This is a genomic window from Vibrio caribbeanicus ATCC BAA-2122, from assembly GCF_000165125.1.
Taxonomy (GTDB): Bacteria; Pseudomonadota; Gammaproteobacteria; order Enterobacterales; family Vibrionaceae; genus Vibrio; species Vibrio caribbeanicus.
Map to the genome: position 1 here is coordinate 1 of NZ_AEIU01000067.1, position 25,078 is coordinate 25,078.

27 protein-coding genes and 4 tRNA genes are annotated in these 25,078 nt (G+C 43.1%); 8 read left to right on the top strand and 23 right to left on the bottom strand.

Features of this window, described 5'->3' with window-relative positions:
- The 9 genes from RH40_RS07845 to fkpA all read right to left on the bottom strand — a co-directional run.
- On the bottom strand, positions 1-280 hold a 280-nt coding region (locus RH40_RS07845), incomplete at its 3' end, for a GTP-binding protein (RefSeq protein WP_009600906.1).
- Between the two features lie 155 nt (positions 281-435).
- A complete protein-coding gene (fusA, locus tag RH40_RS07850) occupies positions 436-2,535 on the bottom strand; it encodes an elongation factor G (RefSeq protein WP_009600907.1) in 2,100 nt (699 codons plus the stop codon).
- A gap of 141 nt (positions 2,536-2,676) precedes the next feature.
- Complete coding sequence (gene rpsG / locus RH40_RS07855; protein ID WP_004415829.1) at positions 2,677-3,147, bottom strand: 30S ribosomal protein S7; 471 nt, start codon at positions 3,145-3,147, stop codon at positions 2,677-2,679.
- A gap of 118 nt (positions 3,148-3,265) precedes the next feature.
- Positions 3,266-3,640, bottom strand: a complete 375-nt coding sequence (gene rpsL, locus RH40_RS07860) for a 30S ribosomal protein S12 (RefSeq protein ID WP_004399892.1) — start codon at positions 3,638-3,640, stop codon at positions 3,266-3,268.
- 176 nt (positions 3,641-3,816) lie between these two features.
- Positions 3,817-4,092, bottom strand: coding sequence for a sulfurtransferase complex subunit TusB (tusB, locus tag RH40_RS07865; RefSeq protein WP_009600908.1), 276 nt, complete (start codon positions 4,090-4,092; stop codon positions 3,817-3,819).
- Between the two features lie 7 nt (positions 4,093-4,099).
- On the bottom strand, positions 4,100-4,456 hold the full coding sequence (gene tusC, locus RH40_RS07870) for a sulfurtransferase complex subunit TusC (protein WP_009600909.1): 357 nt from the start codon (positions 4,454-4,456) through the stop codon (positions 4,100-4,102).
- Positions 4,453-4,848 carry a sulfurtransferase complex subunit TusD gene (gene tusD / locus RH40_RS07875; RefSeq protein WP_009600910.1) on the bottom strand — a complete coding sequence of 132 codons (396 nt, stop codon included), beginning with the start codon at positions 4,846-4,848 and terminating at the stop codon, positions 4,453-4,455. Before tusD ends, tusC begins: the two co-directional genes overlap by 4 nt.
- Positions 4,845-5,567, bottom strand: a complete 723-nt coding sequence (locus RH40_RS07880; protein WP_009600911.1) for a helix-turn-helix transcriptional regulator — start codon at positions 5,565-5,567, stop codon at positions 4,845-4,847. Before RH40_RS07880 ends, tusD begins: the two co-directional genes overlap by 4 nt.
- A gap of 211 nt (positions 5,568-5,778) precedes the next feature.
- Positions 5,779-6,558, bottom strand: a complete 780-nt coding sequence (gene fkpA, locus RH40_RS07885; RefSeq protein WP_009600912.1) for an FKBP-type peptidyl-prolyl cis-trans isomerase — start codon at positions 6,556-6,558, stop codon at positions 5,779-5,781.
- 137 nt (positions 6,559-6,695) lie between these two features.
- On the opposite strand from fkpA, the gene RH40_RS07890 reads away from it, so the two are divergent.
- Together RH40_RS07890 and RH40_RS07895 are read left to right on the top strand one after the other, a co-directional pair.
- A complete protein-coding gene (locus tag RH40_RS07890) occupies positions 6,696-7,676 on the top strand; it encodes a WD40 repeat domain-containing protein (RefSeq protein ID WP_009600913.1) in 981 nt (326 codons plus the stop codon).
- Between the two features lie 2 nt (positions 7,677-7,678).
- Positions 7,679-7,909 (top strand): SlyX family protein, encoded by a 231-nt coding sequence (locus RH40_RS07895; protein WP_009600914.1) that lies wholly within the window; start codon positions 7,679-7,681, stop codon positions 7,907-7,909.
- Between the two features lie 2 nt (positions 7,910-7,911).
- On the opposite strand, the gene RH40_RS07900 is transcribed toward RH40_RS07895, so the two are convergent.
- From RH40_RS07900 to tsaE, 9 genes are all read right to left on the bottom strand, one after another.
- A complete protein-coding gene (locus RH40_RS07900; protein WP_009600915.1) occupies positions 7,912-8,097 on the bottom strand; it encodes a DUF2065 domain-containing protein in 186 nt (61 codons plus the stop codon).
- A gap of 54 nt (positions 8,098-8,151) precedes the next feature.
- Positions 8,152-9,132, bottom strand: a complete 981-nt coding sequence (gene hflC / locus RH40_RS07905) for a protease modulator HflC (protein ID WP_009600916.1) — start codon at positions 9,130-9,132, stop codon at positions 8,152-8,154.
- Positions 9,133-9,134: 2 nt separating this feature from the next.
- Complete coding sequence (hflK, locus tag RH40_RS07910) at positions 9,135-10,313, bottom strand: FtsH protease activity modulator HflK (protein ID WP_009600917.1); 1,179 nt, start codon at positions 10,311-10,313, stop codon at positions 9,135-9,137.
- A gap of 45 nt (positions 10,314-10,358) precedes the next feature.
- On the bottom strand, positions 10,359-11,648 hold the full coding sequence (hflX, locus tag RH40_RS07915) for a ribosome rescue GTPase HflX (protein WP_009600918.1): 1,290 nt from the start codon (positions 11,646-11,648) through the stop codon (positions 10,359-10,361).
- Positions 11,649-11,689: 41 nt separating this feature from the next.
- Entirely contained in the window at positions 11,690-11,956 is a 267-nt protein-coding gene (gene hfq, locus RH40_RS07920; protein WP_009600919.1) for an RNA chaperone Hfq, read from the bottom strand.
- Between the two features lie 172 nt (positions 11,957-12,128).
- Positions 12,129-13,085, bottom strand: a complete 957-nt coding sequence (gene miaA, locus RH40_RS07925) for a tRNA (adenosine(37)-N6)-dimethylallyltransferase MiaA (RefSeq protein ID WP_009600920.1) — start codon at positions 13,083-13,085, stop codon at positions 12,129-12,131.
- Positions 13,082-14,983, bottom strand: a complete 1,902-nt coding sequence (mutL, locus tag RH40_RS07930) for a DNA mismatch repair endonuclease MutL (protein WP_009600921.1) — start codon at positions 14,981-14,983, stop codon at positions 13,082-13,084. The genes miaA and mutL overlap by 4 nt, the downstream gene beginning before the upstream one ends.
- An 11-nt stretch (positions 14,984-14,994) precedes the next feature.
- Positions 14,995-16,686 (bottom strand): LysM peptidoglycan-binding domain-containing protein, encoded by a 1,692-nt coding sequence (locus RH40_RS07935; RefSeq protein ID WP_050790433.1) that lies wholly within the window; start codon positions 16,684-16,686, stop codon positions 14,995-14,997.
- 8 nt (positions 16,687-16,694) lie between these two features.
- Positions 16,695-17,159, bottom strand: coding sequence for a tRNA (adenosine(37)-N6)-threonylcarbamoyltransferase complex ATPase subunit type 1 TsaE (gene tsaE / locus RH40_RS07940; protein WP_009600923.1), 465 nt, complete (start codon positions 17,157-17,159; stop codon positions 16,695-16,697).
- A gap of 198 nt (positions 17,160-17,357) precedes the next feature.
- Between tsaE and queG the strand changes: the two genes are divergently transcribed.
- Both queG and RH40_RS07950 read left to right on the top strand, forming a co-directional pair.
- Entirely contained in the window at positions 17,358-18,470 is a 1,113-nt protein-coding gene (gene queG, locus RH40_RS07945; RefSeq protein WP_009600924.1) for a tRNA epoxyqueuosine(34) reductase QueG, read from the top strand.
- A gap of 275 nt (positions 18,471-18,745) precedes the next feature.
- Complete coding sequence (locus RH40_RS07950) at positions 18,746-18,946, top strand: hypothetical protein (protein WP_039954437.1); 201 nt, start codon at positions 18,746-18,748, stop codon at positions 18,944-18,946.
- A gap of 43 nt (positions 18,947-18,989) precedes the next feature.
- On the opposite strand, the gene RH40_RS07955 is transcribed toward RH40_RS07950, so the two are convergent.
- The 5 genes from RH40_RS07955 to orn form a co-directional block, all read right to left on the bottom strand.
- Positions 18,990-19,065, bottom strand: a tRNA-Gly gene (locus RH40_RS07955).
- Positions 19,066-19,117: 52 nt separating this feature from the next.
- Positions 19,118-19,193, bottom strand: a tRNA-Gly gene (locus RH40_RS07960).
- Positions 19,194-19,195: 2 nt separating this feature from the next.
- A tRNA-Met gene (locus tag RH40_RS07965) sits at positions 19,196-19,272 on the bottom strand.
- A gap of 42 nt (positions 19,273-19,314) precedes the next feature.
- Positions 19,315-19,390 (bottom strand) — tRNA-Gly (locus RH40_RS07970).
- Positions 19,391-19,609: 219 nt separating this feature from the next.
- On the bottom strand, positions 19,610-20,155 hold the full coding sequence (orn, locus tag RH40_RS07975; protein WP_009600925.1) for an oligoribonuclease: 546 nt from the start codon (positions 20,153-20,155) through the stop codon (positions 19,610-19,612).
- Between the two features lie 127 nt (positions 20,156-20,282).
- Between orn and rsgA the strand changes: the two genes are divergently transcribed.
- The 4 genes from rsgA to gpmM all read left to right on the top strand — a co-directional run bounded on the left by rsgA (position 20,283) and on the right by gpmM (position 25,054).
- Positions 20,283-21,338, top strand: coding sequence for a small ribosomal subunit biogenesis GTPase RsgA (gene rsgA / locus RH40_RS07980; protein WP_009600926.1), 1,056 nt, complete (start codon positions 20,283-20,285; stop codon positions 21,336-21,338).
- A gap of 98 nt (positions 21,339-21,436) precedes the next feature.
- Complete coding sequence (gene asd, locus RH40_RS07985; protein WP_009600927.1) at positions 21,437-22,300, top strand: archaetidylserine decarboxylase; 864 nt, start codon at positions 21,437-21,439, stop codon at positions 22,298-22,300.
- Positions 22,301-22,401: 101 nt separating this feature from the next.
- Entirely contained in the window at positions 22,402-23,289 is an 888-nt protein-coding gene (locus tag RH40_RS07990) for a DMT family transporter (protein ID WP_009600928.1), read from the top strand.
- Between the two features lie 232 nt (positions 23,290-23,521).
- Complete coding sequence (gpmM, locus tag RH40_RS07995) at positions 23,522-25,054, top strand: 2,3-bisphosphoglycerate-independent phosphoglycerate mutase (protein ID WP_009600929.1); 1,533 nt, start codon at positions 23,522-23,524, stop codon at positions 25,052-25,054.
- The last annotated feature ends 24 nt before the right edge of the window (positions 25,055-25,078 follow it).

The window sequence follows — 25,078 nt, forward strand, 5'->3', positions numbered from 1 at the left end:
TGATCATGTTTTTAACATAGTCAGCGTGTCCTGGACAGTCTACGTGTGCGTAGTGACGAGTTGGAGTGTCGTACTCAACGTGAGATGTAGCGATTGTGATACCGCGCTCACGCTCTTCTGGAGCGTTATCGATAGATGCGAAGTCTTTCGCTTCACCGCCGTACACTTTAGCAAGTGTTGTACAGATTGCAGCAGTTAGAGTTGTTTTACCGTGGTCAACGTGGCCGATAGTACCAACGTTTACGTGCGGTTTAGTACGTTCAAATTTTTCTTTAGACACGATCGTGTTCCTTCCTAGTTATGATTCGCCACGATCCGAATTGATCGAGACGCGCCAGAAATTGCTATTTTATGCGCCAACGTCAGTCAGCGCAATATTTGGACGCATTGATCTTTTAAAAAAGCGAGACTTTTTTTAAGATCGAAGCATTTTGTTTAATAACCTCGGTCTGCAATGATTTTTTCTGCGAAGTTTTTAGGCACTTCAGCGTACTCATTAAACTCCATAGAATAAGACGCACGGCCTTGAGTTGCAGAACGCAGGTCTGTGGCGTACCCAAACATCTCAGATAATGGAACCTGGGCACGGATGATCTTAATCCCAGCCACACCATCGTCCATACCTTCGATCATGCCACGACGGCGATTCAGGTCACCCACAACATCCCCCATCCAATCTTCAGGGGTAGTTACTTCAACATTCATCATTGGTTCAAGAAGAACGGGTTGTGCTTCCAAAGAACCTTTTTTGAATGCCATAGAACCAGCGATTTTAAACGCCATCTCATTCGAATCGACATCATGGTATGAACCATCAAATAACGTTGCCTTAATATCTAGTACGGGGTAACCCGCCAAGACACCGCTATTCATTTGCTCCTCGATACCTTTCGCTACCGAGCTGATGTATTCTTTTGGAACAACACCGCCCACGATTTCGTCTACAAAAACAAAGCCTTCGCCTGGTTCTGAAGGTTCAAGCTTGATCCATACGTGACCATATTGACCTCGACCACCAGATTGGCGTACAAACTTACCTTCGACTTCCGCGTTACCACGAATCGTCTCTCGGTACGCTACCTGAGGTTTACCGACATTACAGTCAACGCTGAATTCACGCTTCATGCGATCAACAATGATATCTAAATGAAGCTCACCCATGCCAGAGATCAATGTCTGGCCTGTTTCATCATCTGTTTCTACACGGAATGACGGATCTTCTGCTGCTAGTTTACCCAGTGCAATACCCATCTTCTCCTGATCAGCTACTGAACGAGGTTCAACCGCAATTTGAATCACTGGATCCGGAAATTCCATTCGCTCTAAGATAACCTTATGGTTTTGGTCACATAAAGTATCCCCTGTTGTTACGTCCTTAAGGCCGATTGCCGCTGCAATATCGCCTGCACGAACTTCCTTGATCTCATCGCGCTTATTTGAGTGCATCTGCACAATTCGTCCAAATCGCTCTTTTTTCTGCTTGACCGAGTTGTAAACAGCATCGCCAGAATTAACCACTCCAGAATAAACTCGCATAAATGTCAAAGTGCCGACAAACGGGTCTGTTGCGATTTTAAATGCAAGGGCAGAAAACGGTTCATTATCATCCGCATGACGTTCTACCTCATTGTCACTATCATCGACACCTTTGATAGCAGGAACATCTACAGGCGAAGGCAAATATTCAACCACAGCATCTAGTACTGCTTGAACACCTTTATTTTTAAAGGCGCTACCACAAGTAGCGAGCACAATTTCGTTATTTAACGTACGAGTTCGTAGTGCTTGTTTGATCTCAGCTTCGGTCAGTTCACCTTCTTCAAGATACTTATCCATTAACTCTTCAGAAGCCTCTGCCGCAGCTTCAACAAGATTCATGCGATACTCTTCTGCTAATTCAAGCATATCACTTGGAATATCTTCGTAAGTAAAGGTGGTACCCTGATCAGCCTCATTCCAGTTGATCGCCTTCATTTTGATAAGGTCAATAACACCTTTGAAGTCATCTTCAGCACCAATATTTAGTTGGATAGGAACTGGGTTGGCACCGAGGCGATTTTTGATCTGGTCAACAACACGTAAAAAGTCGGCCCCTGCACGGTCCATTTTGTTGACAAATACCATTCTAGGTACGTGATATTTATCTGCTTGACGCCATACAGTTTCAGATTGAGGTTCAACACCAGAGGCTCCACAAAATACAACGACAGCTCCATCGAGCACGCGGAGAGAACGCTCAACTTCAATAGTGAAGTCTACGTGTCCGGGAGTGTCTATGATATTAATGCGATGGTCTTGAAATTGTGCTTCCATACCGCGCCAGAATGTAGTTGTCGCAGCAGAAGTAATGGTAATTCCACGCTCTTGCTCTTGCTCCATCCAATCCATGGTTGCAGCACCGTCATGAACCTCACCAATTTTGTGAGAAAGACCAGTGTAGAAAAGAATGCGTTCACTTGTGGTGGTTTTGCCAGCGTCTACGTGAGCGACAATACCAATGTTACGATAGCGCTCAATAGGTGTTTTACGGGCCACTATTGAATCCTCTTTGCATTAGGGACTATTGCTATTTTCAGTTTGATGATTTTTACCATCTCCTAAAAATAGCAATAGTTCCTACGCTTGCACATAGGAACTAAACACATGCCGTGAAAGAATTCACGGCATGTAAAGGTATTACCAACGGTAATGAGCGAATGCTTTGTTAGCATCAGCCATACGGTGAACGTCTTCACGTTTCTTAACCGCAGTACCTTTGTTCTCAGACGCATCAAGCATTTCTGCTGCAAGACGCTGAGCCATAGATTTTTCACCACGCTTACGCGCAGCTTCAACCAACCAACGCATAGCTAGCGCGTTACGACGAACCGGACGCACTTCTACAGGAACTTGGTAAGTTGAACCACCTACACGGCGAGATTTAACCTCTACCGCTGGGCGAACATTTTCAAGAGCTTCTTCAAATACAGCTAAGTGATCTTTACCAGATTTCTCAGCCATAGCATCTAGTGCAGTGTATACGATTTTCTCTGCAGTAGATTTCTTACCGTCAACCATTAGGATGTTGACGAATTTTGCCAGCAATTCAGATTTGAACTTCGGATCTGGAAGGATCTTACGCTGACCAATGACGCGACGACGTGGCATGGAATTATCTCCGTTGTCTTATTCTTCAGGTTATCCAAAACTTTTCAGTTTCTTCAAAAATTAAAATTTAATTTTAGTGTTTGGCCTTACTTAACGCTTCTATCAATTTAGAAGAGCATTAAGACTTAGGACGTTTCACACCGTACTTAGAACGACCTTGTTTACGGTCGTTAACGCCAGCACAGTCAAGTGCACCGCGAACAGTGTGGTAACGTACACCCGGAAGGTCTTTAACACGACCACCGCGGATTAGAACAACTGAGTGCTCTTGAAGGTTGTGACCTTCACCGCCGATGTACGAAGTCACTTCGAAACCATTTGTCAAACGAACACGACAAACTTTACGAAGTGCTGAGTTAGGTTTTTTAGGTGTAGTAGTGTAAACACGAGTACATACACCACGTTTTTGTGGGCACGCTTCTAGTGCAGGCACGTTGCTTTTAACAACTTGCTTTGCACGAGGTTTACGTACCAACTGGTTAATAGTTGCCATTAACTAGCTCCTGATTTACTTGAAAGTAAGCTTTGTGAAAAATCTATTCCCTGACTAACAGTCGCAGTCAGGGACGCAAAATTCTATTTTTTAGTGCTCTGGCTGTCAAGAAATATACGGATCTTTTTTAGCCATCTTGGTAAAAAACAATCCATGACATCAAAGTTGGGCAAGTTTTAAGGCCATGTGATGATATTTGAATGCTGTTCAGTCAATTCAACAAAGCCATCATAATTAATCGTTTTCGTTGTCTTGCTCATTTTCGTCTTACAGCCTCTGGCCATAACATCGGCATCAAGTACATAAACCTTGATATCTCTCAACATGTCATACATCTTGTGTCCAGAAATCGCTGCATAGATAGCATCTTCAACCAGTAACATAGCGTCGTGAGAAGCATCAAAGCCAGTAACAAGTTCTAATGAATGAAGGGATTTAATGATATAAAGCATAGTAAACCTAGAATGTGAGAACTTTATCTGCATCGTGCAATTGATTCGACAGCGCCGCCGAATCAAGAAGTTGCCCGCCAATTAAAAGGTCAGCTAACACTAACCCTCGTTCTTTCATCGAAGATTCACAAATATAAATAGACTCAATATCATATAATTCCATTAACTTGAACGACGGGGCATAGCCCTTACTTAAAATTTGCTGAGTCTCTTGATCCTTGAGTAATTGATACACACCATCACCCAAAAATATGACTCGAATGTCCTCACAATATGCAGAGGCGGCCAACAAAGCATCCAACCCCTCTCGACCAGATGATGTCGAATGTGGAGCAGAACAAAATACGTACGTTAGTGATGTCAAAATTGAACCACCCTATCTTGGACTAACATCGCTTCAGCTAGGCTACCTAAACCGGCTTGTTCAAACCCTGCTGCAAGATTGTGGCCATCTAGGCCATGTAAAGAAGATTCCTCTTCACTCAGTATACCGCGACGTAATGCGGCAGCAACGCAGGTCTCTAAACGAACGCCATGTTCTTTGGCAAGCCTCTGCCAACCTTTTACCAAATCAAACTCATCGTTTGCTGGAACAGTCAAAGCACTGCCATTAGTAACACCTTCTTTATAGAAGAAAACGCTGACTAACGTATGACCTCTGGCGACGAGAGCATTGGCAAATTGATAAGCATTGCGTGCAGATTGACCACCATAGACTGAGCCATTCACAACGAGCGTATAGGTTAGCCTATTCATTTATCATCATCCTCAACTTTCCGTTGCCTGATATACAAATACACGGTGTGCTTAGAAATATTTAATCTTTCAGCTACTCGGTTAATGGCATCTTTGATATCAAAAATACCTTTATCAAACAGCTCCATAACAATCTGGCGGTTTTTAGTATTATTTGACACTGACTTATCGGCATTAATTTCTTCAATCGTTCTTTCAACGGTTTGATCCACCAACTCCTCTACGTCACTGGCAAAATTAACCGACGATGCAGCCTCTTTTGCTTCTTCTGTCGGCATAAAAGATTGTAAAACCTGTGAAAATGGTGCATCTAAATTAACATTGACACACAGTAAGCCAATCACACGATTGTTGCCATTTCGAATTGCGACGGTAATAGACTTCATAAGCACACCGCCCTTCGCTCGGGAAAAATAGGAACGGGAAAAATTTCGTTCTGAACCCTCAATATCTTGCAACATTTTCAAAGCAAGGTCTGTAATAGGAGACCCGACTTGCCGTCCCGTATTTTCTCCATTAGCAATCTTAATCGCAGAGGTGTTTAAATCTTCAAGTGAATGAAGCACTATTTCACAAAATGGACCGATCAGACTGGCGATACCATCGACGACCGCCTCATAGGACCTAAGAATTATTTTATCATCCTGACTGAATGGCATAACATTTACCGACTCAATATCGAGTAACATTTCAGTACTGACACTTTCTGTATTCGTCACTTTTTGTCGCCTTCCAAAGTGAAAATCAATAAATTTATCTAAGCTTATCAGAAAATTCTAGCCAAGCATCTAATCACGCTTTTTCTGTTAACATAGCCCATCCTATTTTTGCCAATTCATATAATCAAATAACGTCAAGATGCTAGGTTTACATAAACAAAAGGCCCGGTCTAAACCGGGCCCCTTAAGATAACGTGGATGAACGCTCGTTTTATTGAACGGCTTTTTCTTCCTCGTTGTCGATTTTAAGTAGCTCAACTTCAAACACAAGTGTTGAATTTGCCGGAATAGTTGGTGTGTCCTGTTCACCATAAGCAAGCTCTGGTGGAATAACAAATTTGTATTTAGATCCAACAGACATTAATTGTACACCTTCAGTCCAACCAGGAATCACTCGATTCAATGGGAAGGTGGCTGGCTCTCCGCGATCATAAGAGCTATCGAACTGAGTGCCGTCAATCAATGTACCTTTATAGTGAACCTGAACTGTGTCAGTATCTTTTGGATGTTCACCTTTTGTCCCTTTCATGACTTGATATAGTAGGCCCGTATCTGTCTTTTTAACGCCCTCTTCTTTTTCGAAGTTCGCGCGGAAATCATCACCCAATTTTTTCGCTTCGGCTGCTTTCTCTGTTGCTTTCTTTTGCATCGTATCTGCAACACGCTTATCTAAAGACTCTAAAGCGCTGCGTGTTTGCTCTTCGTCAAGGCTAGGTTTACCTGCAAAAACGTCTTCGATACCTTGAAGTACCAAATCCTTATTTAAAGTAATACCAATTTCACTTGGTTTCTCTAGGCTGGTACTCAAGTAATTTGCGAAAGAAACACCAATGGCATAAGCCGCTTTATCATCTTCATTTTTGAAAGAAACCGCTTCTGCCTGCACTTGTTCTGCTTTAGGCGCTGCATCTGTTTTTGTTTCTTCTTTTTGACAGCCAGCAGCTAACGCAACCGTCGCGGCAAGCAATGACACTTTAAAAATCGATTTCATTTAATTCTCCAAATAATGGCTAACCATTTGTCTTTGTGCACAAAGATACATTTTTTTCTGGTGCACACAAGCATGTTGTACCAATATAACCAATATGCCACTTATTTGAACGTAAACGAAGCGGATATTGGGATTTAATGCGTATAATTTTTAACTTAATCTTTATGCTTTTTGTCATTTTTACGTTAAATGGCTGTTTTTTCTCCAACCAAGATGCTCAACGCTGGACGATAGAAGCGAACGGCACCACTAGTTTTGCTTTAAGTCGTGATGCACGCTTCGCGCTTATTTATTCAAAAGAGCAGCAGTTGGTATTTTGGGATCTTTACGAGAATTCACAATTAGCGTCTCTCGGTCCACAGGATCCAGAAGCAAGTACAGTTTCTAAGATCCGTATTTCCGATAATGGGCGATTTGCCGTCACAGCCACTCAAACTAACTTTGCAGTGTGGGATTTAGCATGGACGCAAGCTGAAGGTTTGTGGTCAATCTCTGATGGCCTTATTAGAGACATTGATATCGCAAGCAATGGTGACCAAGTCTTATTGGGCCTATCCAATGGAAAAGCGATCTATGTAAATCTCGCTACAGGTAGAAGATTAGAGTTTCTCGCACATAACGAAAAAATCAATACAGTGGCACTCTCTCCAAACGGGCGCTTTGCCCTTACCGGTGGTAATGACTACAAGGCTTACCTCTGGAATACTACAACAGGACAAATATTACGTACATTCGAGCATGGCCAGCGCATCAATCGAGTGGCTTTGCAAAGAGACGGCAAATACGCGTTGACTTCAGATGGTGGAAATCAAGCCTTCATTTGGGATCTCAACACTGGTGAAAAGATTGCTCAACTTCGCAGTTACTCACGTCAATTAATTTTTTCCAGTGCTCGCTTCTCTGACGATGGCCGTTATTTAGTAACTGGCACACCCTCAAGCAGAATCATGGTATGGCGAACCAAAACAGGAAAACAGATCGATGGTTTTGAAGCGGAGCCATTAAAAGATACTCGCCCTCCTCGCGCAGTAGTGTATGATGCGGCCTTTGATAGCCAAGATCGTGTCGTCTCTGGAACGTCAGCAGGAATGGCTCAAGCTTGGAATGTGGATTATTAATCATGAACGAAAATGAACTGGGGAAGCTAGAAAGTCGTGTGAATGACTTAGAATGTCAATTGGCTTTCCAAGAGCAAACCATCGAAGAGTTAAATCAAGCAATAACACAGCAGCAGCTTTTGATTTCTAAGATGCAAGATCAAATGAAATACGTGGTTGGTAAGATGAAGAACTTAGATAGCTCTCACCTTACTTCTGATCCTGCCAAAGAGCCGCCACCACCTCATTACTAAAGCTATGCGAGCATAAACACAATAACCATGCCTGTTACAACCAAGCATCCACCCACTCTGCGCAACTGGTTGTCAGGCTGTTGACTCAATTGAGCCACCATATGTCTCCAGCCATTAGGGGCTATCATTGGACCTAGACCCTCAACAATCAGCACAATGCCTAGCGCTAAAAAAAGACTATCTATCATTACTTCTTCCGATAAAAAGGGCTCCCGAAGGAGCCCTAATGAACAGTATATCTATCAGTTAGACGGTTTGCCCGAGGCCTGATTCATATATTTAAAGAAATCACTCTTTGGATCAAGAACTAGGATATCGCTCTTATCACTAAATGACTTACGATAGGCATTTAATGAACGCAAGAAGCCAAAGAACTCAGGGTCTTTATTGTAGGCATCTGCGTAAATTTTCGCCGCTTTCGCATCAGCATCACCACGAGTTACTCGCGCTGATTTGTCTGCTTCAGCTAAGATCGTTGCAACTTCAAGCTCTGCCTGTGCGCGAATCACCTCTGCTTGCTCACGACCTTCAGAACGGAACTGTCTTGCCACTGACTCACGTTCAGCACGCATACGATCGTAGATTGATCGACTGATACTATCTGGTAAGTTGATTTTCTTCATCCGAAAGTCAAATACGTGGATGCCAAGATCTTCCATGGCATCTTTACGAGTATCGTTTAAGACATTCTTCATGATCATGTCACGCTCACCATCTACTTCCAAGGCTTCTTTTGCCGCTTCGGTAGTAACAACATCGCTATCAGTGCTGTCTGGTAAAATATCTTCATTACGTGGGCCTGAAACTATTTGCTTGATTTCTCTTGAACCAATTTCAGAACGAAGCACATCGGTGACTTTTCTACCCAGCAGGGTTTGTGCAGTACCGATATTACCGCCACCTGTCGCGAGATAAAATTGACCAAAATCTTCGATTCGCCACTTTACGTACGAATCAATAATGACGTCTTTTTTCTCAGACGTGACGAAACGATCGGAGCGTCCGTCCATGGTCTGAATCTTCGCATCTAATATTTCAACTCTATCGAAAAAAGGAATCCTAAAGTGCAAACCGGGCTCGTAGACTTTTGCTATCTCGTTGTTGTCTTTCAAAACTCGGCCAAACCTAAGAACGATTCCACGCTCACCTTCCTCAATAACAAACAATGAGGATAGCAGAGCGACCAAACCAAGAGCCAATAAAGGGATCATTAGTTTACGCATAGTTAGTATCTCCCTTGACGTGAGCTTGAACGACTTGACGAATCAGTGCTTTGCGGATTGCTCTGAGGTTCTAGTTCAATTTTATCGTATGTCGATGTTTCTTGAGTGACACTTTTTCTAGCGGAACTTTTTTGCTCTGTCAGCTTATCAAGTGGCAAATAAAGCAGGTTACCGCTTGCTTCGGAGTCGATTAATACCTTAGAGGTATTGGAATATACGCGTTCCATCGTGTCTAAATAGAGACGGTTACGAGTAACCTCTGGAGACGCTTGGTATTCTGGCAATAATTTATCAAACTGTGCGACTTGACCCAAAGCACCATTGATAATGCGCTCGCTGTAGCCTTGTGCTTCTTTGAGTAGACGCTCAGCTCGACCCTTCGCTTTTGGAATAATATCGTTTTGATAAGCTTCTGCTTCACGCACAAATCGAACTGCGTCCTCACGTGATGCTGTCGCATCATCAAATGCGTCTTTCACTTGCTCTGGGGGGCGGGCATTCTCAAAGTTAACCGCAACAACCTCAATACCCATATCGTAACTGTCGACAATGTCTTCCAGTAAGGTTTGAGTATTTTGGCGGATTGATAGACGACCTTTAGTTAGGGTGCTGTCCATCAGTGAATCACCAATGACAGCGCGCAATGCGGAATCTGTCGCTTGACGCAAGCTATCGTCCGCACTAGTGACTCGATAAAGGTATTTATAAGGATCCGCAACACGATACTGAACTTCCATCGCCACAGAAACCACATTCTCATCTTTAGTCAGCATCGACCCAGATGAGCGCAATGAGCGAATAGCCTGCACGTTAACTGCGGTCACAGCATCAATAAACCTTGGACGCCAGTTCAAACCAGGATCAACCATTCGGTCGTATTTTCCGAGTCTGAGAACAACCCCTCGCTCACCTTCATTAACAGTGTAGAATCCTGAGACGACCCAGAGTACGATGGCAATAACTGCAATGACACCAAAACCCATGGCCCCACCACCGAACGAGGGACCTTTACCCCCGCTACCACCAAACTTTCCACCCAGTTTCTGGCTCAGCTTGTTAAACACTTCATCCAAATCTGGCGGCCCTTGATCACGACCACCCTTGTTGCCACGGTTGTTACCCCAAGGGTCATTATCGCGGCCATTATTGCCGTTATTATTACCTGGCTCATTCCACGCCATTAGAAAGCTCCATCATTTGATATGACGTTATACTGTAGCAGTCATTTAAGTAACTATAAAGTCACGCAAAACTGCCCCTTCTCTTTTTTCTAGTCTAGACCAATCCACTTGTTGCATACGAACATCAATCAACAAGTTACCGTCTTGGTCATATTCTTCGCGTTCAATGCATCGCATTTGAAAAAATGTACTACGGATGCGTCCCTGATATCGAGGAGTAACTCGTAAGCGATACTGAACCATTTGACTTGCAAGACGTTCAGATAACGCTGCAAAAAGTAATTCTGTCCCCTTACCTTCCATCGCAGATAACCATACGACAGAAGCAACGCCATCCTCATCCCTCTCTATACGAGGTTCCTGCCCTTCTAGATTGTCGATTTTATTCATCACGACCAAAGCTGGGATATCATGGGCATCAATTTCTTCTAATACTTCGTGAACAGCGTGAATATTCTCACGAAAACGCTCATCACTAGCATCGACAACATGTAACAAAATGTCAGCTTCTTGAGTTTCTTGCAGCGTCGCTTTAAAAGCTGCAACAAGATCATGTGGCAAATGTCGGATAAATCCAACCGTATCAGCCAAAATGGCAGAACCAATATCGGCCACATCTATCTTACGTAATGTAGGATCAAGTGTGGCAAATAACTGATCTGCGGCATAAACACTCGCTTGAGTTATCTGGTTGAACAGTGTTGATTTCCCTGCGTTGGTATAACCAACTAGTGATACAGTCGGAATCTCTGCTCTATTTCTTGCGCGACGGCCTTGTTCACGCTGTTTCGCAACTTTTTCTAAACGCCGCAATATTGCTTTTATTCTGTCACGCAATAAACGTCGATCAGTTTCTAACTGAGTTTCTCCTGGGCCACGTAGACCTATTCCCCCTTTTTGCCTTTCTAAGTGTGTCCATCCGCGTATCAGTCGCGTCGAGATGTGACGCAACTGCGCCAACTCAACCTGAAGCTTTCCTTCATGAGTTCGCGCTCTTTGAGCAAAAATATCAAGTATTAAGCCCGTACGATCAAGGACTCGACATTTACACAACTTTTCTAGGTTACGTTCTTGGGCAGGAGAAAGAGAGTGATTAAATAAAACAATATCAGCCCCCATCATTCGCACAGCATGTGCAATTTCTTGGGCCTTACCCTCTCCAACGTAATATTTAGGATGTGGGGACTGGCGACTCCCTGTTACAACTTGTAACGCAGAAACCCCTGCAGAAGACACCAGCATCTCAAATTCATTGAGATCTTCCCACTCACCTTCTTGCGTGAAGTTGATATGAACAAGTACGGCTCGCTCACCGGCTTCATAACGGTCAAACAAGCAATCAACTCCCTAAGATAATATTAATAAACAACAGATGGTTAATCTTCTGATTTCTCGGGCTGACGTTCACTACCCTGTGGGCGCTCTCCGCTGTGATGACTGACAGGACGAGCAGGTACAACCGTTGATATAGCGTGCTTATATACCATTTGATTTACGGTGTTTTTCAGTAAAATAACAAACTGATCGAACGATTCGATCTGGCCCTGCAGTTTAATTCCATTTACCAGGTAGATTGACACGGGAATACGTTCGCGACGCAGTGCATTTAAAAACGGGTCTTGTAAAGATTGCCCCTTAGCCATTTTATTTTCCTTTTTTTAGTCATGTTTTGTTTATTTAGCAATTTTACCAAATGATACTTGGCAATAATCTGAGCTAAACCAATAAAAATACCCTGTCGTGTATGGTTATGGTGCCTTGAAGCAAAAATTTCAAGTCATCACTAACGAACAAGGTATGTAGACGCAAAAATGATCACATTATTACACCATCTCCACGGTCAGAAAGGATCGTTTCTGACATCGTTTCGAATGCTTGTTCAATGTTCTCACTATCTAACCAAGTTAAATTATCCCAGCTGCGCAACCAGGTAATTTGTCGCTTGGCCAATTGACGGGTAGCACAGACACCTTTAAAAACAGCATCTTCGAATGTACTACTTCCATCCAAATATTCCCACATCTGTCGATAACCAACACAACGAATAGAGGGTAGATCTGAGTGCAGGTCCTCTCGAGCATAAAGTCGACGAACTTCCTGCTCAAAACCCGCCTCGATCATATTATTGAAGCGTTGTTCAATACGACGATGGAGTTCTGCCCTTTCCGTGGGCGCTATTGCAAATTGTCTGACGTTAAATGGTAGACTGTCACCTTTAGTTTGAGTCAGCTCTGTCAAAGTCTTCCCCGTGATTTGATATACCTCCAACGCTCTCGATAACCGTTGTGGATCGTTGGGGTGTATTCTTTGTGCAGCAACAGGGTCGACTTCTTTAAGCCTATCGTGCATCGTATCCCACCCAAGAGTCAATGCTTGTTGCTCAATTTGCTGGCGAATTTCGGGATTTGCCGCAGGAAGTGGCGACAAACCTTCAAGCAATGCTTTGTAATATAACATTGTTCCACCGACCAATAAGGGAATTTTTCCCTGCGCAACAATGTTATGCATTTCTGACAATGCATCTTTACGAAAGTCGGCGGCAGAATAAGCTTCACTTGGATCAAGAATATCGATCAAACGATGGGGAGCTAAAGACTGTTCAGTAGTGTCTGGCTTTGCCGTACCAATATCCATACCTTTATAAATGAGAGCGGAATCAACAGAAATGATTTCCACCGGAAACCTCTGACGCAAACGTATGGCAAGTTCAGTTTTTCCTGAGGCGGTTGGCCCCATCAAAAATAAAGCTAGGGGTAAAGATTGATTATTCATAGGGTAAATGTCGTGATGGTCGGCAAAAAGTCGACAGGTTTAACAAATGTTCTATCGTCAAGAGGCAAACTGTCTTTCCAAGTTAATTCAATATCGGCCAAAATTTGAATCGCTTCTGAGAGAGTATAGGTATCTTTCACACGTGTGATTTGAAAGGACAGCCAATCCGCCAACTCTTTCTTATTCAAAGACTGAGATTCTACTTCATGATTACCCACAAAAGTCAGTAAATCGGGGATCAATTGCTGTAGGTTTTGCTGACGTAAAAGATTAGGTACACCCATCACAATGATGGATTCCTTTCCTCTTGTGCGAATTTCCAATCCAAAACGAGTAAATAATTGTTTGTAGTCATCGGCAATCTTTAATAAGTTATTGTCGAGTTTCATTGCGAGGGGAACCAACAGAGGTTGGCTTTTTAAGCCCTCTTCAAACAGTAACTGTCCCCGTACTCTCAACCATTCCGCTTTTGCAAGATTAACAATATTCGTACCTAATTTGTCTGCCGTGACCAGATATTGGTCATGGATAACGTGCATGGCTTTACCAATGCTTAGCACTTGGTTTGGAGAAGTTAATTCCGTTGTGTCTTCTAAATCATCTTTAGCTTCACGAGTCACCGTTAAAAGCTGTTGGTACGCTTTTATCTCATTTGACCTAGGTTTTTTTGAGGAATACTGTTCGGTTATTTTCTCGCGGGTGTGCGATTGAGGAGTTACCCAATCTCTCTGCTCCCTAACTTGAGCCGTTTCCTGAACCTTAACTTCTTTTCCTGGGTAGTTCGGCACAGAGTCAATGACCTGCCTCTCTCGCTCGTAAGCTGCCGACGCACTTTGAGACTTCATAGGACATTGATCTTGGTGAAAAGCTCCCTCATTCAACGGAATCGGCTCAATATAAGCACCTTGAACCAAAGCATCGCTCAAAGCTTGATATATAAAATCATGTACTAGCCTTGCTTGATGAAAACGCACTTCATGCTTAGCTGGGTGAACATTAACGTCAACTTGCTGCGGATCAATTTCAATAAAGAGCACATAAGCAGCGAATTGATTCGCCTCAAGACTCGTTTCGTAACTTTGGCGAATCGCATGATTAATCAGTTTGTCTCGCATCATACGGCCATTGACGTAGCAATACTGTAAATCACCTTGTTGTCTTGCACCCTGCGGGGTCGTGATCCAACCATGCAGTTTCAGCCCATTGTGCTCTAATTCAATTTTCAACATGTGGCGCACAAATGCCGAGCCACAGACAGAAGCCAAACGCTGTTCTGTCTGCTTGTCCGTTTTCGATGCTCGATATTGTTTAACGATTTTTCCGTTGTGCTTCAAGTTTAAAGACACATCAAAACGGCTCAATGCAATTCGTCTGACTAACTCTTCGATATGACTAAATTCTGTCTTCTCAGTTCTCAAGAACTTCCGACGTGCTGGAGTGTTAAAAAACAGGTCAAGCACCTCTACGGTAGTCCCTATTGGATGCGCAGCAGGTTGTAATTTAACTTCCATATTTCGACCTTCACTGTACGCTGACCACGCCTGTTCCTGAGCGGCGGGGCGTGAAGTGATGGTCAGTCTCGAAACAGAGCTGATGCTGGCTAGAGCTTCTCCACGAAACCCTAAACTCATGATCGTTTCCAAATCATCCAAGCAATGGATCTTAGAAGTCGCATGGCGGCTTAAGGCTAGGCCGAGTTCATCTTTTGCAATCCCCTTGCCATTATCACGCACCCGTATCAGTTTTGAACCACCCTTATCAATATCAATATCGATGCGACTCGCACCTGAATCAAGGCTATTTTCTATCAACTCTTTTACAACAGAAGCTGGCCTCTCCACTACTTCTCCTGCTGCAATTTGATTAGCCAAACGAGCGGGTAAAATTTTTATCGTCACAAGTTCACCTCTTAACTGTGCGGAATTAGGAGAACTTGCCCAACAGCAAGGGAATCAGAGCGTAAGTTGTTAGCCTGACGGATACTATTCACACTTACTTGGTATTTTTTCGCAATTTTCCCCAAAAAATCTCCCCGCTTAACAACATGCTTACGCAATGGTTCATCTTTCAAGCCCACCGTAATGGTCAGTTTTTGTCCCAATTTTAATGTATCTGTGCGTAAACGGTTTTGTTTTTTTATTGCCGCGACAGACACCTGATAACGTTTAGCGATTTTACCTAAGTAGTCACCACGTTGAACAATATGAGTCACTGTTTTACTGAGCTTTGGTATCCTTGGGCTCGATGCCGATTTACTCACAGCAGGAATAATAAGGACCTGCCCGATAGCTAAGCCACTACTTTTTAATTTATTTGCTTGCATTATGGCCTTTACAGATGAGCCGTAGTTGCCAGCAATAATCGATAAAGACTCACCTCGACGTACCTTATGCTTTTTAGATTGACCTCGATTGGCAAATAACGTTCCTTCGGGAGGGTTTGCTTCAAAATAATCAACAATGGCATTGGACAGGGCTCTTACCAACTTATCCTGATGTCCTCTTTGGAAAAGTAGCCTTTCTTCTGTTGGGTTAGTTATAAAGCCAGTTTCAACCAAAACAGATGGTATGTCAGGCGATTTTAATACTGCTAAGCTAGCATTAACTGGATTTTTTTTATGCAATCGAATTCCTGACCTAGTCATCTGAGATAGGATTTTTGTTGCTAGCTTGTAGCCCTCTTTTTGTGAGTGGCTAAACTGTAAATCCAAGAGCGTCTGACTGATATTTCTATCACTATTATTTTTAGAAAGAACTTCCCCAGCACCACCTAGTAACTGGGACTGAGCCTCATGATTTTCGACCCATCGGGCAATTTCTGAATTTGCCCTGCGAGTATTAAGCACAAAAACAGAAGCACCTTCAGGGTGAGGGGTATGAAAACCATCTGCATGTATCGATACTAAAAGATGCGCTTTATTTCTTCGCGCGATTTCAGAACGCTTATTGAGGTTAACAAAGTAATCACCATGTCGAGTCAGCACCGCTTTCATACCAGGCACTTTGTTAATTTGTGTGGCGATCTTTTTTGATATCGCCAAAGTTGCATTTTTTTCATACTTACGACTTGGGCCAATGGAACCAGGATCTTCTCCTCCATGACCAGCATCGATTGCAACAATAATGTCCGCAGTACCATATAATTGAGAGACATCTCGACTTACTTTTTTACTATCAGATGTTACCTTATCAACGGGTGCTCCCCTTGCTTTATGTGGCAAATCGATAACAAGTCTATGCCCATACTGCCCCCCTGGTGTCGGGGCTAGCTTAAAAAGCTGTGGGCGAACTTTTTCTTTTAACTCGAAAACGAGCCGAAAGGTTCCTTTGGTCGGTGGTGAGCTCTTGCGGATATTTTTTAATACAGGACTATCACTGATTGAGACAGGTAACTTAGCGCTCAGTGATGTTTTCTTCAAGTCAACCACCAATCGCTCTGGACTCGATAATGTGAAATAGCTAAAGTCAGCCTCTGTCTTAAGGTCGATAACAACTCTGGTTTCATCCGGTGAGGGCCAGACACGAATACTCTCCAATGCATTTGCCAGCGCCAAACAGGGGATGAAAAAGACAGTAAATGAAAAGAAGAAGGCTCTGATCAACGAATGCTTCAAGATAACTCCAATTGTTCTAGTATTTCTTCACCATAACTATTATTGGCTACGAGTTCAGCAACTCGTGCCGTACCGTCGTAACGTAGATCCAGCGTGATATCTGCTTCCGGCAAAATTCCTTGTCCTCTTTGCGGCCATTCAACCAGACAAATCGCATCTGATGAAAAGTAATCACGAATACCCATGAACTCAAGTTCTTCGGCATCAGACAGACGATACAGATCAAAATGAAAAACATGCCATTGTTCAAGCTCATAGGGCTCAACTAATGTATAAGTAGGACTTTTCACCGTCCCTATATGCCCAAGAGCAGTGATAAAACCGCGACTAAACGTCGTTTTGCCTGCGCCTAGATCTCCGTAAAGGTAGATGGTTGTTTGCTTAAAACAAATTTTTGCCAACTGGGCGCCCAGTGAAATGGTTGCCTTTTCATCTTTTAAGGCAAATTGTTTCTTAGTCATGGATCACGTTCTCTGGGTTAGACGGTATAAAAATTAAAATAACAAGAATAGTAAACTGGGTTGGAATTGTGAAACAAGCCTTCTTGTGTAAGTTGAGTAAAAAAAGTGTCTTTTCTGGTCATTTTGTTTTTTTATGAGCTAGATCGACTAAATCAGATCCGCTAAGATCTCGTCCCTTCAATAAGGAATAGAGTCACAATGAACTACACTGAGCTTGCAAACAAGATAAAAATTTGGGGAAAAGAGCTTGGGTTCCAAAAAGTAGGCATCTGCGATGTAGACCTTAGTGAACACGAACCCCTTTTACAAAAATGGCTCGATGCTGGTTATCACGGTGAGATGGACTGGATGGCGCGACATGGTATGATGCGCGCTAGGCCCAGTGAATTACTCCCAGGAACAACTCGTGTTATCAGCGTGCGAATGAATTACCTTCCTCCTGAAGCTCAGTTTGCCTCCAATCTATCTGATCCAACCCAAGCTTATATTAGCCGCTACGCTCTTGGCCGTGACTATCATAAACTCATGCGCAACCAACTCAAGAAGCTGGGTCAGAAAATAGAGCAAGAAATGGAAAATTTTAGCCACAGACCTTTTGTTGATTCCGCTCCTATCCTAGAAAGGCCCCTTGCACAAAAAGCAGGTCTAGGTTGGACAGGTAAACACTCTTTGATTCTCGATAAAGACTGTGGATCTTGGTTTTTCCTTGGTGAGCTACTTATTGATATACCTTTACCAGTAGATCAACCCAGCATTGATGAATGCGGAAAATGCAAAGCTTGCATCACCTCTTGCCCAACACAGGCGATTGTTGCTGATGGTGTGGTAGATGCTAGGCGTTGCATATCATATTTGACGATAGAGCTTGATGGAGTAATTCCTGAAGAATTCAGAAAGTCGATGGGAAATAGAATTTATGGCTGTGACGACTGCCAACTCGTTTGCCCGTGGAATCGATTTTCACCACTCACAGAGCAAAATGACTTCCATCGACGGTCCTCCTTAAACCAAGCAGACCTCGTCGAGCTCTTCTTGTGGGATGAACAGACTTTTCTCAAATACATGGAAGGGTCAGCTATCAGGAGAATTGGTCACACAAAATGGTTACGTAACCTATCTGTGGCTATGGGGAACGCACCTTTTTCACAACGTATAGTCGACGCACTAAAAACGCGTCTTGGTATAAACGATGTACTGGATGAGCATGTAAAATGGGCTTTAATGCAACAAGATCAAAAAATCTCAGTCAGATCGACTAAACTCGATAGGCTAATTCGTGTGGTCACCAAAGGTCTACCGAGAGATGCATAAAACCTGCCGATAAAGAGCGATCAAAGTTTGACTTAGATCTAAAAATAAAAATGTGGAAAAGAAAAAATAATCGTGCCATTTATGTTAACTAAAATAAGTTAACCACAATGAAGGTTAATGAGCGAGATCAAAAAACAGTGACTTAAAGATCACAATCACTTACTTAACCGATCGAAAAAAAAGCCAAATAAAACATAAAAAACAATAACTTAACATAAAACATCAGTGTTTTATTAGTTTAAATGCAGTGCAATTGATCGTTTTAAGAGCAACGCATGCACAAGAAAGAATGGCTTTACCCACTAACTTATCCACAAACCTACCCTGTGGATAACTCTGTTGATGGACACGTATATCCCTTACAATACAGGCGCTGTAATTCAATACCATTGTATGGCAATGCAGCATCAATCAAGACCAAGACGATATCTTATCTGCGTATCTATAATTTTGGGGATAATGCTTCTCAGCATTAGGAAAGAGCATTGGCTAACAAGCCTATTCTACAGAGTAGAGATATGGAGCGACACACGAGGTTCGAACTCGTGACCTCAACCTTGGCAAGGTTGCGCTCTACCAACTGAGCTAGTGTCGCATTTTACATGTATGAATCACGTAACCGTTATTCATACTTTAAGAAAAAGATTTGGAGCGACACACGAGGTTCGAACTCGTGACCTCAACCTTGGCAAGGTTGCGCTCTACCAACTGAGCTAGTGTCGCTTTGGTTGCGGGGGCCGGATTTGAACCGACGACCTTCGGGTTATGAGCCCGACGAGCTACCAAGCTGCTCCACCCCGCGTCCGTGATTCATCGTTTAAAGTACGATGACAACTTCTAAACTTGGAGCGACACACGAGGTTCGAACTCGTGACCTCAACCTTGGCAAGGTTGCGCTCTACCAACTGAGCTAGTGTCGCACAGACGATGTTTCTGTCGTTTAGGGCTGCGAATTATAAGAGCATTTTTTTGTGATGCAAGTCCTTAGGGCAAAAAAAAATGGTTTTTTTTAGTTTGGATAAAAAGCGCACAAGGAATGTAAAAAAAGCTTGAAATTTAAACGTTATTTAAAGTCAACTTTTCAAGGTCTCCCATCAATACCACGTTCGAATACCAAAACACCACGTGATGACAAATATTTAGATTGCCATTACGTGTTTGCGGTAGTAACGAAGCTCAGCGATAGACTCTCTAATATCGTCTAAAGCTAAATGAGTTCCTGCTTTTGAAAATCCATCTAAAACCTCAGGCTTCCAACGACGAGTCAGCTCTTTCAAAGTACTCACATCCAAATAGCGATAATGAAAATACTCTTCTAATTTTGGCATATGCTTGTACAAAAAACGACGGTCTTGACCAACACTATTCCCACAAATGGGTGACGCGCCTTTAGGCACCCACTTTTCAAGAAAATCAATGGTTTGAGACACTGCGCTGTGTTCTGAAATAGCACTAGATTGAACTCGCTCGACCAATCCACTCGCAGTGTGCGTGTTGGTGCACCAATCATCCATTTTTGCCAACTCGACTTCAGGCTGATGAATCGCTAAAACAGGTCCTTCTGCTAGGATATTCAGCTCACGGTCAGTTACTATCGTCGCGATTTCGATGATTTTATGTTCCTCAGGATCCAACCCGGTCATTTCTAAATCAATCCATATCAGATTTTGTGAATCAAAAGACATAAAGTGTTGCCTATAGGTTTTTAGAGAAAAAAGGTACTATAACTAAATTCGGATACTCAGGGTAGCGACGAGCAGCCAATATCAGCTGACTATCTACACTCAAATTTATTAACTGAAGTAATATATCGTGGCGAAAAAGAAAAAGTTAACCAAAGGTCAGGTGAGACGCGTTCGTGACAATCAAAAACGTAAACTAAAAAAAGAAGATCCGTTTCAATGGGATGAATCAATGCTTGGCACAAGTAAGTCAGGATTAGTGATCACACGTTTTGGACAGCATGCCGACATCGAAGATACCGAAAGTGGTGAGATTCATCGTTGTAATCTTCGCCGTGGTATTGAAACTCTCGTGTCTGGAGACCGAGTAATATGGCGACCTGGTCTTGAATCGATGGAAGGCATTAATGGCGTGGTTGAAGCCGTTGAGCCTCGTGTATCAGTGCTAACTCGACCAGACTATTATGACGGACTAAAGCCCGTTGCTGCCAATGTTGAACAAATGGTCATCGTATCATCGGTTCTACCAGAGCTATCACTTAACATCATTGACCGCTACCTGATTGCCGCTGAAACGCTGAACATTGAACCTCTTTTGGTGCTTAATAAAATTGACCTTCTTGATGAGTCTCGCCTAGCCGAGTATAAGACTTGGCTGACAGAATACCAACGTATAGGCTATCGCGTACTTTATGTGAGTAAAAAAACGCATCAAGGCATTGAACAATTGGAGTCGGAATTGGTCAATAGAATTAATATATTCGTTGGGCAATCTGGTGTCGGAAAATCCAGCTTAGTTAATGCTCTTATGCCTCAGTTTGATGTAGAAGAAGGTGAAATTTCGACTAACTCTGGGCTGGGACAACACACAACAACAGCCTCGCGTCTCTACCATATTCCAACTGGAGGCGATCTCATTGATTCTCCGGGTGTCCGGGAGTTTGGTCTGTGGCACCTTGAAACCGATGAGATCACCAAAGCTTTCATTGAATTTGAGCCCTTTTTGGGCACGTGCAAATTCCGCGACTGCAAACACAATGATGATCCTGGTTGTGCGCTTCAACAGGCTGTTTCTGCGGGGCATATCAGTCAAACGCGATTTGATAGTTACCATAAAATCATCGAAAGCATGTTGGAAAATAAAGCCAACCGACAATATTCAAAGAACAAAAAAGCCGATTTATAATCGTGTTAATTTCTATTGGCTGGCTTTCTTTGGAAATTTAAGTAAAATTTTCGGCTCAAGATTTATTGATCTCACAAATAACATTGGAATAAAACACAATGGATAAAATCAAAGTTGGACTCCAATACTGGATCCCGAAACATGCTCTTACACGTTTAGTAGGGAAGCTTGCATCAGCTCAAGCAGGCAGTCTAACAACAGCGGTAATTCGCTGGTTTATCAAACAATATAAAGTCAATATGGATGAAGCACTTCATACCGACCCCAAGCATTTTAAGACATTCAATGACTTTTTTGTCCGTGAATTAAAACCTGGAGCACGCCCGATAAGCTCTGAAAGCAAAGTAATCACTCACCCTGCTGATGCATGTGTCAGCCAATTTGGTCCAATAACCAATGGACGTCTTATTCAGGCCAAAGGACACGAATTTAGCGCACTCGAGCTTTTAGGGGGAGACGTCGACTTAGCCCAAGAATTCGATGATGGTGATTTTGCAACACTTTATTTATCCCCCCGTGATTACCACCGCGTGCATATGCCTTGCGATGGGACGCTCCGTCAAATGATCTACGTGCCCGGTGATCTCTTCTCAGTCAATCCTTTAACTGCAGAGAATGTTCCCAATTTATTTGCTCGAAATGAGCGTGTTGTATGTATTTTCGATACGGAGTTTGGCCCAATGGCACAAGTTTTAGTTGGCGCAACAATTGTCGGGAGTATTGAACAAATTTGGGCAGGTACCGTCACTCCACCTCGAGGAAATAGTGTCTACAAATGGGACTATCCATCGGAAGGGAATCAATCGGTAAAACTCAAGAAAGGTGAAGAGATGGGGCGTTTCAAATTGGGCTCTACCGTCATCAATTTATTTGCCAAGAATGCAATACGATTCGATGACTCTGTACAAAATGGTGCTGCGACACAAATGGGAAGTTGCTACGCACACATCAACAAGATGTAAGTATTCACCAACTTAATAGCCCCTACTTTAAGAGGCAATATCGTTTTGGATACCAATTTTGTGTAGACTAGTAACTGTTTAGACAATTAATTGGTATCATCATGACCTACGAATGGCTTGCGCTAAGTGCTGCATTTTTATGGGCACTTGCCAGCTTGCTTTCTGTTAAGCCCGCTCTTCATCTTGGCACTTTTGCCTACAGTCGCTGGCGAATGGGACTGACTTCACTGACCTTATCTGCGGTTGTCTTTATCTCAGGACAATGGACTACTCTCGATACGAGTGCAATACTGATACTCGCAGTTTCTGGGCTTATTGGTATCTTTGTTGGAGACACGGCTTTATTTGCTTGTTTAAACAGAATGGGGCCAAGACAAGCAGGATTATTATTTTCATGCCATGCGGTTTTTTCAACTTTCATGGGTTACTTTTTGTTTCAAGAAACCTTAAGCCTGGTTGAAATCGGCGCATCCAGTCTAGTTTTCTTAGGGGTGATCACCGCGATCTTCTTTGGTCGCCCTAAATATTCAGACGATAATCTGGAGAAACTTAAGGGAAACATAGCGGTTGGCATTAGTCTCGGAGTTATCGCTGCGCTTTGCCAAGCAGTGGGTAGTTTACTCGCTAAACCAATCATGCAAACATCTGTTGACCCTATCACAGGTTCAGCCGTTCGCGTGATAACTGCATTCATCGCCCATAGTATCTTGTTTCTCTCGGGCGCAAAAATTGCTCGGGCAACACAGAAAATCAATCTTAATATCTTTATGGTTACCTTTCTCAATGGTTTTCTTGCGATGACGCTTGGCATGACCCTTATTCTCTTTGCCCTTCAAGGCGGTAACGTCGGCATGGTCGCCCTATTATCCTCAACAACACCAATAATGCTGTTACCTCTTTTATGGTTTTATACAGGCCAGCGTCCCGGTCGTTTTGCATGGATAGGTGCTTTATTAGCCGTCATCGGTACAGGATTTCTGGTACAATAATGACCTATTTAACGCCCGTTATTTCCTATTTATCTGTTAAAAAAGGCAGAAAATTACTGGTAGACAACTAGGATCAACGGGAGAAGTGCAGCAGGAAAAATAATCCAGTGAAATATTGCAACCAAATTTTACGTACAATCTGCACTACAAAACTACTTTTTCATGGTATTAATGTAGTAAAGTTACAGTTATTTCGTTTTCAAATTACCTAAATTGTTGAGAGGTCATAATTATGACAGCCAAGAAGCCAATTGCTTTGGTAATTCTTGATGGCTACGGCCACCGTGAAGAAACTGCGAGCAACGCCATCGCAAACGCCAATACACCCGTACTTGATCATTTATTCGCGACCAAGCCTAACACTCTGATATCTGCATCTGGCATGGATGTCGGTCTCCCCGACGGGCAAATGGGAAACTCAGAAGTAGGTCACACCAATATTGGTGCAGGACGTATCGTCTATCAGGATTTAACTCGAATAACAAAGTCGATTAAAGATGGTGAGTTTGAAAATAATCCTACCCTTACCGACGCGATAGACAAAGCAGTAGAAGCCGGCAAAGCTGTTCATATTATGGGGCTTATGTCTCCAGGCGGCGTTCATTCACATGAAGATCATATTTATGCCGCTATAGAAATGGCATCATCACGCGGCGCACAAAAGATCTATCTTCACTGCTTCCTCGACGGACGTGATACACCACCGCGTAGTGCTGAGCAGTCCTTGGAGCGCTTTGACAATCTATTTAAGACATTAGGTAAAGGACGCATTGCCTCTTTGATCGGTCGATACTATGCGATGGATCGTGATAATAATTGGGATAGAGTCAAATTTGCCTATGAGCTGATAACTGAAAATAAAGCAACATTTTCTTACTCAAGCGCAACATCGGCATTAAATGCGGCCTATGAAAGGGGCGAAAATGATGAATTTGTCCAAGCAACAAGTGTAAGAACGCCAGACCAAGAAGATAGCAGCATTCAAGATGGCGATGCCCTAATATTCATGAACTACCGTGCTGATCGCGCTCGCCAAATTACTCGCGCTTTTGTATCGGATTTCGCCGGTTTTGAACGAAATACCACTCCAAATACTCACTTTGTCATGCTTACGCAGTATGCAGCAGACATTCCTCTCGCGGTCGCCTTTCCTCCAGCATCTCTTGAAAACACTTATGGTGAGTGGCTTTCTAAAAAAGGCCACACTCAGTTACGCATTTCGGAAACAGAAAAGTACGCTCACGTGACCTTCTTTTTCAACGGCGGTGTTGAAAGTGAATTCTCGGGGGAGGAAAGACAGCTTGTCGCTTCGCCGAAAGTCGCAACTTATGATTTACAACCGGAGATGAGCTCCACTCAGTTGACAGATAAAATGGTCAAAGCGATAGAGTCTGGTCACTATGATGCTATCATCTGTAACTACCCTAACCCAGATATGGTTGGTCATACTGGTGTTTATGAAGCAGCTAAGAAAGCCATTGAAGCTGTCGACCACTGTGTGGGCAGGGTTGTCGAGGCAATAGAAAAAGTGGGAGGACAAGCACTCATTACGGCTGACCACGGTAACGCTGAAATGATGGTAGATCCTGAAACAGGCGGTGCTCATACTGCACACACCAACCTTCCTGTGCCACTTATATACATTGGAGAAAAAGCGGTTAACTTCAAAGCTGGGGGCAAACTTTCCGATCTCGCCCCGACTATGCTTTCACTCGCTGAACTCGACATTCCGCCAGAAATGACGGGCTCTGTATTACTCAATTAATCAAGCGCAAAGAACCAAAGTAAC